This window comes from Waterburya sp. (assembly GCF_058530065.1).
Map to the genome: position 1 here is coordinate 1 of NZ_JBZNBU010000307.1, position 11,233 is coordinate 11,233.

The 11,233-nt window shown below is 39.3% G+C and carries 10 protein-coding genes; 4 read left to right on the forward strand and 6 right to left on the reverse strand.

Annotated features, from left to right (window positions below; translation table 11 throughout):
* On the reverse strand, window positions 1-342 hold a 342-nt coding region (locus tag AC33VI_RS18330), incomplete at its 3' end, for a DUF6331 family protein (RefSeq protein WP_491783704.1).
* Between the two features lie 197 nt (window positions 343-539).
* Here AC33VI_RS18330 and nirB point away from each other — a divergent pair.
* Together nirB and nirD are read left to right on the forward strand one after the other, a co-directional pair.
* Window positions 540-3,077, forward strand: coding sequence for a nitrite reductase large subunit NirB (nirB, locus tag AC33VI_RS18335; RefSeq protein ID WP_491783705.1), 2,538 nt, complete (start codon window positions 540-542; stop codon window positions 3,075-3,077).
* Between the two features lie 85 nt (window positions 3,078-3,162).
* Window positions 3,163-3,522, forward strand: a complete 360-nt coding sequence (gene nirD, locus AC33VI_RS18340; protein WP_491783706.1) for a nitrite reductase small subunit NirD — start codon at window positions 3,163-3,165, stop codon at window positions 3,520-3,522.
* A gap of 486 nt (window positions 3,523-4,008) precedes the next feature.
* Here nirD and AC33VI_RS18345 read toward each other — a convergent pair whose 3' ends face one another.
* A complete protein-coding gene (locus AC33VI_RS18345) occupies window positions 4,009-5,562 on the reverse strand; it encodes an LCP family protein (protein ID WP_491783707.1) in 1,554 nt (517 codons plus the stop codon).
* 270 nt (window positions 5,563-5,832) lie between these two features.
* Window positions 5,833-6,165 (reverse strand): hypothetical protein, encoded by a 333-nt coding sequence (locus AC33VI_RS18350; RefSeq protein WP_491783708.1) that lies wholly within the window; start codon window positions 6,163-6,165, stop codon window positions 5,833-5,835.
* Here AC33VI_RS18350 and AC33VI_RS18355 point away from each other — a divergent pair.
* Window positions 6,164-6,775 (forward strand): molybdenum cofactor guanylyltransferase, encoded by a 612-nt coding sequence (locus AC33VI_RS18355; protein ID WP_491783709.1) that lies wholly within the window; start codon window positions 6,164-6,166, stop codon window positions 6,773-6,775. The genes AC33VI_RS18350 and AC33VI_RS18355 overlap by 2 nt on opposite strands.
* Here AC33VI_RS18355 and AC33VI_RS18360 read toward each other — a convergent pair.
* Window positions 6,772-7,233 (reverse strand): hypothetical protein, encoded by a 462-nt coding sequence (locus AC33VI_RS18360; protein WP_491783710.1) that lies wholly within the window; start codon window positions 7,231-7,233, stop codon window positions 6,772-6,774. The genes AC33VI_RS18355 and AC33VI_RS18360 overlap by 4 nt on opposite strands.
* A gap of 237 nt (window positions 7,234-7,470) precedes the next feature.
* On the opposite strand from AC33VI_RS18360, the gene rodA reads away from it, so the two are divergent.
* On the forward strand, window positions 7,471-8,793 hold the full coding sequence (gene rodA / locus AC33VI_RS18365; protein WP_491783711.1) for a rod shape-determining protein RodA: 1,323 nt from the start codon (window positions 7,471-7,473) through the stop codon (window positions 8,791-8,793).
* Between the two features lie 106 nt (window positions 8,794-8,899).
* Here the strand turns inward: rodA and AC33VI_RS18370 are convergent, their stop codons facing one another.
* Together AC33VI_RS18370 and AC33VI_RS18375 are read right to left on the reverse strand one after the other, a co-directional pair.
* Complete coding sequence (locus AC33VI_RS18370; RefSeq protein ID WP_491783712.1) at window positions 8,900-9,718, reverse strand: WecB/TagA/CpsF family glycosyltransferase; 819 nt, start codon at window positions 9,716-9,718, stop codon at window positions 8,900-8,902.
* Window positions 9,706-10,770, reverse strand: coding sequence for an NAD-dependent epimerase/dehydratase family protein (locus AC33VI_RS18375; protein ID WP_491783713.1), 1,065 nt, complete (start codon window positions 10,768-10,770; stop codon window positions 9,706-9,708). The genes AC33VI_RS18370 and AC33VI_RS18375 overlap by 13 nt, the downstream gene beginning before the upstream one ends.
* Between the last annotated feature and the right edge of the window lie 463 nt (window positions 10,771-11,233).

Here is an 11,233-nt window from a genome sequence, read left to right on the forward strand (position 1 = left end):
AGTTTCGGGTTCGTATCTATCTTTCTCGCTTACTTCTATTATTTTGAGAGCAAGATCGATATTAGTAGAAATCTCATTTTGAAGATTGTTTAATTCTTTTTTGTTTAAAGAGTCTGAAATAACGTTAATATAAACAAGATTATCTTTGATCGAAGTTATATTAGTTTCAATAAATCGTGACAAGGATTTTTTTAGCTTTTTAATGTCGGAAGTCGAATATCCTGAATCTAATAGATACGAAGCAATATGTACTGGACTGAAATCAAAAGCATTTAATCCACAACAATCTTTTACACAATATACTTCACAACATTTAATTAAATATTCAATCACCTCTGGCATAGCACATTTCAATCTCAGGCAAACTATTCACTTTTAATGTATTAAATATTTTAGCTTTTATATATTTGGAATTTTTTGCGACACTTGTACATACGTAAATATCATCGATGCCATGTCAAAACCACATATAACCTGTTGATAGGTTTAGCAAAATCAGTAAATTGATAGATATGTAGAACGTATGGATTAAAAAATAGATGACCAACAAAAAAAATCTTGTCGTAGTTGGTAACGGTATGGTTGGTCATAAATTCCTCGAACTGATGGTACAGAAAGATGTATCGAGTGAGTGGAATTTAGTTACCTTCTGCGAAGAACCTCGTGTGGCATATGATCGCGTTAACCTCAGCGGTTACTTTTCAGGTAAAACCGCAGCGGATTTGACTTTAGTACAGCCTGGGTATTATCAGGATAATAATATAGAAATTTATATTGGCGATCGCGTTACCAGTATCGATCGCGCTAATAAAAAAGTAATCTCAGCTAATGGTAAAGAAATTATTTATGACAAATTAGTCTTGGCAACTGGTTCTTATCCTTTTGTGCCTCCCATTAAGGGTAACGATAGCCCTGGTACTTTCGTTTACCGCACTATTAATGATTTGGAAGGGATGGAAGCCTGGGGTAACAAGCCCGATGTAAATGTGGGTGTCGTCGTTGGCGGTGGCTTACTAGGGTTGGAATGTGCTAACGCCCTCAAAAATATGGGTTTACAAACTCATGTAGTAGAATTTGCTCCCCGTTTGATGCCCGTACAGATCGATGAAGTAGGCGGAGAAGTACTGAAAAATAAGATCGAAGAGTTAGGCATTCAGGTACACACCAGCAAGGCTACTACTAATATTGCTAGCGAAGATGGCAAGCTAGTTAAGATGGAATTTGCCGATGGTGGTGAGTTAGAAACTCAGATGATTGTTTTCTCCGCTGGTATTCGCCCCCGCGATGAGTTGGCTAGAGAATGCGAACTAGCCATTGGACAGCGTGGCGGTATTGTAATTGACGAAGACTGTCGCACGAACGATCCCAATATATACGCGATCGGCGAATGTGCGCTGTATAACGGGCGCATTTTTGGTTTGGTCGCCCCTGGCTATACAATGGCGGAAGTAGCCAGCGATAAGCTAACTGGTGCGGGAGAGCAAAGCTTTACTGGGGCGGATATGTCTACCAAGCTGAAGTTATTGGGGGTAGATGTAGCTAGCTTTGGAGATAACTTCGGACGTACTCAGGGGGCGAAAGAATTAGCCTTCAACGATACGATCAAAGGTACTTATAAGAAGTTGGTAGTTTCCGAAGATGGCAAGCTACTACTGGGTGGTATTTTAATCGGCGATGCTTCCGCTTACGGCAATCTTCTACAGCTAGTACAAAATAAAATAACTCTTCCTCCCCATCCCGAAGATTTATTAGTACCTCCCAGAGAAGGAGGAGGCGCAGCATTATTAGGAGTAGATAACTTACCCGATACAGCCCAAATCTGTTCTTGTAACAATGTTTCCAAAGGAGATCTCTGTACTGCCATTGCCGATGGAGTAATGGATCTGGGAGAACTAAAAAGCTGTACTAAAGCTGGTACGGGTTGCGGTGGTTGCCTACCTCTAGTTAAAGACATCCTCAATACCGAATTGAAGAAAGTGGGTGTAGAAGTTAAAAACCACGTTTGCGAACACTTCGCTTATTCCCGTCAGGAACTTTATCATCTAATAAGGGTAAATAAAATTAAAACCTTTGCTGATTTACTAGCCCAACACGGCACTGGTAAAGGTTGTGAAATCTGTAAACCCACCGTTGCTTCGATCCTCGCTTCTACTTGGAACGAACATATTTTAGATAGTCCCCACGTTGGCTTGCAGGATACTAACAACTACTATCTAGCTAACATCCAAAAAGACGGTACGTATTCCGTCATTCCCCGTATTCCTGGTGGCGAAATCACTCCCGAAAAACTCATCGTCTTGGGAGAAGTGGCTCAAGAATTCGGACTTTACACTAAAATCACTGGCGCACAACGGGTAGACTTATTCGGCGCGAGGGTAGATCAACTGCCCGAAATCTGGAAAAAACTAGTAGCTGCGGGTTTTGAATCTGGACACGCTTACGGCAAGGCGTTGCGTACCGTTAAATCCTGCGTTGGTAGTACCTGGTGTCGCTTTGGGGTAGATGATTCTACTGGTTTAGCAATTGAACTAGAACAACGCTATCGCGGTTTGCGATCGCCCCACAAATTAAAATCGGCAGTATCTGGCTGTACTCGCGAATGTGCCGAAGCCAAAGGCAAAGACTTTGGCATCATTGCTACGGAAAACGGCTGGAACTTATACGTCTGCGGTAACGGCGGTATGACTCCTCGCCATGCGGTTTTATTAGCTACGGATCTTGATAAAGAAACCCTGATTAAATATATCGACAGGTTCTTAATGTTCTATATTCAAACCGCCGACAAACTACAACGTACTTCTGTCTGGTTTAGCAAATTGGAAGGCGGAATTGACTACCTCAGAAGCGTGGTTATTGATGACTTTCTAGGAATCTGTGACGAACTAGAAGCCCAAATGCAGCACCTAGTAAACACCTATCAATGTGAGTGGAAAACCACTATCGAAGACGAAACCAAACTGCAACGTTTCCGTCATTTTGTTAACAGCGATCGCCCCGATCCTAATTTAACCTATGTGGAAGAACGAGGACAAAAACGCCCCGCCACCCCCGAAGAAAAACAACAATTAACCGTATAACCCGTAGGGGCTGTTCGGACGCGAAGCTAATCCTTTAGGGCGAACAGCCCCTACAATAATTAACCATTAACAATACATAATCAACATGGTTCAAACAATACCCGAACATACAGCAACCCAATGGGAAACCGTCTGTCAAATTAGCGATATTCAACCCAATACAGGAGTCTGCGCCCTATTTAACGACCAACAAGTAGCTATTTTCCGCGTTGGCGAAACTGAGGAAGTTTACGCCCTCTCTAATTACGATCCCTTTGCAAAAGCATACGTTCTTTCTCGCGGTTTAGTAGGAGACAGACAAGGAGTAACTAAAGTTGCAGCACCCATCTACAAACAAAACATCAACCTACAAACAGGAGAATATCTCGACGATCCTGAAATTAAAATTCCTACCTATCCCGTCAGAGTAGTTAATGGCGAAGTACAACTCAGTGCTGTGGCTTAAAAATTTATAGATTTTGCTGACGGGCGATCGCTTTTTCTAAGAATTTAGGCGATCGCTTTTTTCTGGCAATGTTTTACTCAATACTTTTTGCCATTCTCCATTACGCAATTTTCGTTGTATAAGAAAATTAAGTATTGTGATTTAAAAAATTCATAGCTCTTACTAACAAGATATCGTTTTTTTTGACAATTAGTTTTATGGTTTTGTCAATGAGTATAAATTCATAGTCAATAAGCAAAAAAAAGATTTTTGTTAAGTTAGATAAATTTGCTAGTTTTAAAATTTCTGTATCTTTTATTAGAAGTGAGTTACAGCAATAACAAATAAATTATAAAAACAGTATTTAAAAAACACCCCATCATACTTTTATTTTATTGTTGATATAGTCAACAAAATATCACAGTTCTAGAATGCAGCAAACTCATTATGTAATTCTCATTAAGAGACTTAATATTTATTTACTTAACTATTTTTAATATTTAATGATTAAAAGCGATCGAGATTGTCATCCAGTCTAGAATTTCTGTCGGAAAAATTATTTTCCTCTTCCGACGACCGATCGGATTCAATAAATTTTTTAATTTGTCTTTCCCAATCGCGACCTATTTGTACGGTAATATCAGATTTCAAATATCCCGTACTTTCCACAACCACTTCTCCTACTCCCAAAATAGATTTAACTTCGTTGGCTGCTTTATCATCTCCAGATTGAGCAATTACTCTAGTTATGGGTAAAGGATCTTGCCAGTTTTTAGTAGCGAATACTCTTCGATAACCTGCGGCTCTAAGAGTATCTAAAGCTGATTGTAATATTTGCTGATCTCTGGTGCTATCTTGAACTGCAATTCTGATTCGAGGATTGCGGACGCTAAAACTGCTATTTAAACTGGCATAGGTATTGCGAGCATTATTATAATCGCGGTCGTAGGATGGCATATTAAAATGAGAGATCATCAGCTTATTAATAGCTTCATAATCAGGTAACCAATAACTCACTGCCTCGTCGCCACTATTAAAATCTCCTGGTAACATCATCATGTTAATGTTAGAGCGATCGCGTTTGGAGGCAAAATTAGCTAATGCCATCAATTCCCTAACTGTCAGATTGGTATCTAAATGAGATTGAATTACCGAAAGGATTTTGGGTATTTTAACTACTGTTGCAGGTTTAAGAGTCTGTTCTACTGCCGAGCGCATTAACATTTGTTGTCGCTGGACTCTAGAAATATCTCCATAGTCATCGTAACGATAGCGTAAAAACTGCATGGCTTTATCCCCATCTAAATGCTGAATGCCTTTTTTCAGATCGATGTAGAGATGTTGGCTAAAGTCATTGTATTTCATATCTTTGGGAACGTTAACCGTTACTCCACCCAAAGCATCGATTAGTTTTTCTACTCCTTGGACATTAACTCGCACGTAGCGATCGATATTAATTCCGCCCAATAGATCGCTAGCAGTAGCAGCAGCCAAAGCTGGACCGCCATACTCATTAGCGTGGTTGATTTTTCTTCTACCATAACCATCAAGATAAACTTTGGTATCTCTAGGAATAGATAGCACCGATACCTTCTCTTGTTTAGGATCGAAGCGCAGCAATAACATACTATCGCTCAAACCATCAAAGGAATTTACCAAATGGTGATAGCCAACATCTTGCTTTTCAAAGTCTAAGCCTTTTCGTTCGAGATCGGCACTAATAACTTTTATCCCCAATACCAAAACATTTACGGGTCGATCTAATTCTGGAAGGTTAAGATTTTTGGCACTTACAGTTTTTTCTTGACTAAAGACTTTTTGTTCTTCGGGGGTTAATTCTGCTTTTTGTAGAGGAGAAGCTGTGGAAAGAGCAACTGCTAAGAATGCACCAACTCCTGCGGAGATTAAAGAAACGGCTGTCAAACCCAAACCGACTAGAATTGCTCTCGTCTTATTCAATTTTCTCGTTTGATTCCTAGAGCGACTATAGTTTATTGAATCAAATCTAGCAGAAGACTGTCTGCCTGAAGAGTCTGTAGTATAAGCTTTTCTAATTGGCACTGGATACCCTCATGCTAAATAAAAATTAATTATGTCTTTAAAATAAAGTTAAGATTTTTAGATACACAAATATAATTCAATTAATATTAACAGCTATTTGTTTATTTGTTGGTAAAAACACTCAGACTGGAAATTAAGATGGTGGAGTCAGCACGAGCAAAAGCAGTCAAGTATGAAGGAAAGCGATCGCTATCTTAAAAATTATTTTAAATTTTAGCTTCCTCACTAAAGTAACGACAGTTTACACTATTCGCAACCAACAAGATAAATTTATCTTTTACGATTCAAGCGAGACATTAGCACCGTACAAGTGATGAAATAGGCAGCAGTAACCATAGTATTGGCATAAAGTAAGCGAAACGAGAGGATTTCCGACATATTTGCAGCACCTACAGAAAAACAAGCGTAGCAAATTAACCAAACGATCGCTAAACTAAGAGACTGACGACTAACTATTTTTTGTTCCCGATTTTTGGCTCGATCGCTTTGGGGAGATAGATACAAAGCAAATATTGAAGGAATAATACCAACAACAGGTAATAAATAAACCCATAATTGGAGATGTCGCTCTATAGTTGACGTAGGTGGTAATCGATCGTTCATGCTTAAATCTATTCCAAATAAAATTACAGCAATTGTTTTAGCAGGGGGTGAAAGCTCTCGCATGGGACGGGATAAAGCTTTACTGACAATGGGCGGTCAAACATTACTAGTTCGTACTTGCGCGATCGCTTTGGATGTTAGCGAGCGAGTCTATGTGGTAACTCCCTGGATTGAAAAGTATCGTTCTGTGTTGCCTCCTGATTTTCATTTAATTAAAGAGAAATTAGTTTTGCCAGCAAAATCTAATGCTCCCATAATTGGTTTTACTCAAGCTTTACAGTTGGTAGATACAGAATGGGTACTATTACTGGCTTGCGATCTGCCCTATTTATCTTCATCCCAAGTAAAACAGTGGTCTGGGTATTTGGCAACAGTATTACCCACAGAAATCGCTCTCTTACCTCGTAATCGTAAGGTTTGGGAAGCATTATGTGGTTTTTATCGACGGGAAAGCATAACTTCTCTAGAAACTTATTTACAAACAGGTAAAATGTCTTTTCAAGGCTGGTTAACAAACCAATCCGTCCGAGAATTACCTATAAGCGATCCCAATTGTTTGTTTAACTGCAATACTCCCGCAGATTGGCAAAGAGTTATGAACAGTAATTAATTATTTGATTTCATTTGGGTTTTAAGTTGTTGCAGATCTTGGCGATCGAATCCTTTACTCCTCAAGCCCACAAGCTGATGATAGACAAAAACCGCCTCTATTTTTCTCTGGGGATTTTCTTTATCTTGCCAAGACCAATATTGATGGGGACTATGTTGGTGAATTTTGTTTCTTTTACCTGAAAAACCGAGTAAATTATTAACTTCTTTTAAACTAAGAAAACTACTGTTGGCAGCAAATTTTGTTCGGTAGCGACTGCGATAATATCTTTGAAAAAGCTTGCGCCATTTTTGCTTGGTTAATTTACTTTGATCGCTCTGACAAAGATTGAGTTTATAATTAGACTCCAAAGAGCGATCGCAACTATTAATTACAGTTTGACTGGAGGCTGGTTGCCCCAAGATGGGGGTTGTCAAACTGAAAAAAGCCAGTAGAATCGTAAAGAATATTTTCCTCATGAGATAGTAGTTTGATTGTGTATGAGAGGGTATCTATATTCAGCATTCCCGACTTTCAGAATTAAAATAGCAACTGCGATCGATTTTCTCATTTAATTTACCAATCTGACTCCCTCGTCATTGCCAAATAACTTCACGGCAAAAAATAAATATCTCAGCATAATCAATTACCCACTACCCACTACCGTACGGGCGGTTCGCGAACCGCCCCTACCTACTACCTACTACCTACTCTAAATGCCCATTGAATCTCGTACCCCTTCTCGAAAATCTAGTAACTCTCAAGTAAAACTAAAATATTTTCAACAATTTATTTGGGAATTAATTTCATCCTGGCAAAAATTAGACTGGATCTTATTACTAGCGGTGGCAGGACTAACTTTTTTTGGCGGTTTAACTATCTACAGCACCGAGTTAGGGGAGAGACATAGCTATAGCTACCAACATTGGATGATTAGTGTTTTAGGTCTGCTTTTAGTAATGGTGATATCTCGCTGGAATTATCGAATCTTGTTACGTTGGTATTGGGCAATTTACGCCTTAACCAATATCTCTTTAATTGCAGTAATGGTAGCGGGAGTTAGCGCCAAAGGAGCGCAACGGTGGATTACAATCGCAGGATTTAATGTCCAGCCTTCAGAATTTGCCAAACTGGGTATGGTAATTGTCATAGCTGCCCTTTTACACGATCGCGATGGGGCAGATTTAGCTACTGTCATCCGAACTTTAGCCATTACCGCTATTCCCTGGGGATTGGTTTTTTTACAACCAGACTTGGGAACTTCTCTGGTATTTGGCGCGATCGTGATTACGATGCTTTATTGGGCAAATGCCAAGACGGGGTGGCTGGTGTTAATGATTTCCCCTTTGTTTTCCGCTATTTTGTACCATTTATATCTTCCTGGTTGGGTATTATGGGTTTTGAGCGTCGCGGGGATTGCTTGGCTAACTCTACCAGTGAAACTCGTTTCTACTTTAAGTGCGATAGCGATTAACTTAGGTGCGGTGGAGTTGGGTAATGTTTTTTGGGGACTGTTAAAGGACTATCAAAAAGCCAGATTAATTATGTTTCTCGATCCCGAACAAGATCCTTTGGGGGGTGGCTATCATTTAATCCAATCTCGGATTGCGATCGGTGCTGGAAAATTGTGGGGACAAGGATGGCATCAGGGTACGCAAACTCAGTTTAATTTTATTCCCGAACAACACACAGATTTTATTTTTTCAGCGGTGGGAGAAGAATTTGGCTTTGTCGGCAGTATTTTATTATTGTTGGTTTTTTGGCTCATTTGCGTGCGTTTGGTCTGGATTGCTTGTCACGCTCAAGATAATTTTGGTTCGTCGATCGCGATCGGAGTTTTGGCTATTTTAGCTTTTCAAATTACCATCAATCTCAGCATGACTATCGGACTCGCCCCTATTACGGGTATTCCTTTGCCCTGGATGAGTTATGGTAGATCTTCTCTACTATCAGGATTTTTAAGTTTGGCTCTAGTCGAATCTGTCGCCAATCATCGAGACAGTAAAACTAGAAAATCTTCTTTATCCGAAAAGAAATAATTCGATTCACGATCGCATTAGCTATTTATTTTATCGACACAAAAAGAGTCGGACAATTATTAGATAAAAGCCAACTCTCTTTTTTATTTTTTATTTAGGTTGAATCTTAACCGTAGGATTCGATTTTTTCTCGACCGTCGGGCATCACAGGAGCAAATTTTTTGAGACCGAGGTACTGTTGTAAGATATTCCAAATATAAAGAGGATTGAGAATCGCATAACGCTGCCACAATCGCTTGGGTTCTTGGGTAAGGCGGAAAAACCATTCTAAACCCGCATCTTGCATCCATTTAGGAGCTTGGGGTAAAGTTCCTGCATGAAAATCGAAAGCAGCACCCACCGCCAAAATAGGAATATTAAGTAAGTTACGATATTCATAAGCCCAGGTTTCCTGTCTGGGACAACCCAAGCCTAAAAAGACCGCACTAGCACCTGAATTCTTAATACGCTGTACTAGTTCCGCCCTTTCCAATTCCGACAGTCGTCTGAATTTAGATGCTTCCATGCCAACAATCTGAATACTTGGATACATCTTGCCTAAGTTATCAGCAAACTTTTGTAAAGTCTCCTTTTTACTGCCATAAAGGTAGATACTCAATCCTTCTTGAGTTAAGGCTTCTGCTACTTTTAAAGTTAGATTGGGACCATAAACGCGATCTGGTAATCGTTTGCCATACAACCAAGATAAAGCCCAGCGAACTGGCTGTCCGTCTGGAACTACCAAATCCAGACCATTCAAACGTCTAGCATGAGTGCGGTCTAGAAAACCCGTCATCACACCATGTACTGCTAAAGCACTAACAGAGCAAGCCTGTCGATTTTTGGCTGCTGTCACTATTTGATCGACGGCAGCATTGTAATCGATCGCATTAATGTTAACTCCTAATATGGAATGTTTTCCGAAGTCTATTGTTACTCTTTCCATCTTTCTACACCACTTTCATAAATCTCAGTCAAGATTTGATTAATATTGTATTTTAGAGACCAGTCTGGGTAGTGAGACTTGAATTTTGCCAAGTCGCTAATATACCAAATGTGATCTCCGCTACGGTTGTTTTCCGTGTATGAATAGTCTAATTTTTTGCCTGAAAGTTTTTCTGCAATTTCGATCGCTTCTAACATAGAACAGTTACTTTCTCTACCACCCCCAATGTTGTAAATTTCCGCGACGCGGGGGTTTTTGTAGAATTCGTAAAAAGCAGCGATTAAATCTGAGGAGTGAATATTGTCGCGGACTTGTTTTCCTTTGTAGCCATAAATAGTGTAGGGCTTGCCAATGGCAGTACATTTCACTAAATATGCCAAGAAACCATGTAATTCCGTACCAGAGTGGTTTGGCCCAGTCAAACAGCCACCTCTAAAAGAAGCAGTGCGAATACCAAAATAACGCACGTATTGTTGAAGCAAAACATCAGCAGCAACTTTGGATGCGCCAAATAAAGAGTGCTTGCAGTTATCAATGCTCATAGTTTCGGGAATCCCTGGATAATAGGGATGAGAAGCATCGATTTCCCAGCGTTTTTCTTGCTCGATTAAAGGTAAAGCATTAGGAGTATCTCCGTATACTTTATTGGTAGAGGTAAAAATAAATACAGCTTCGGGACAATATTCGCGAGTTGCCTGCAATAAATTTAAAGTACCGTTGGCATTAACTGTAAAATCAGAAAAAGGATCGCTAGCAGCCCAATCATGGGATGGTTGAGCGGCAGTATGGATAATCAAAGAAATGTTATTGCCATAGTGCTGAAAGATTTCTTTGATTTTGTCGTAGTCTCTGATGTCTACTTCTTTGTGGTAGTAGTTATCGATTTCTTTTTCCAGTCTTTGGCGATTCCATTTAGTAGAAGCTTCTTCTCCAAAGAAAAACTTCCGCATATCGTTGTCGATCCCAACAACATCCATACCAATACTACTAAAGAATCTGACGGCTTCCGAGCCTATTAAACCAGCCGAACCAGTGATAAGTGCTACGCCCATACTTGAATTTTATTTCTAATTATTTATTTAACTTACTGCTAAGCTTTGTTACACGAACCCAACCAAAAAAAGACTAATTAATCTAGATATTTTGGCTTAGTTTTTGCGTATTTTCTACTAGGTATATTCACGAGGAATTGTTGCAATATTACTATAGAAATCGTTAATATGTCGATACCTAATAGAGTAACTTCATCATAAAAATATTTGGACAAAGAAAATGTATAGATGTTATGATTTGAGGTTTTAAGTAACTCCTCTCAAGCTATAAGTAAGTGGGTGTAATTAAATATAAAATAGCTATGGCAGGGGTTAGGTGGTAGGGTGTTGGGAAAAGATTAACTATTTGGGTCTTACAAATGATTCTGCCTACCTACTTAAAATGTATATCCTCCAATGGATAATTTACAATTCACTTGGACTAGGGTAATTTTGTCCTAAAATTCTAGAAAACCGATTCCAT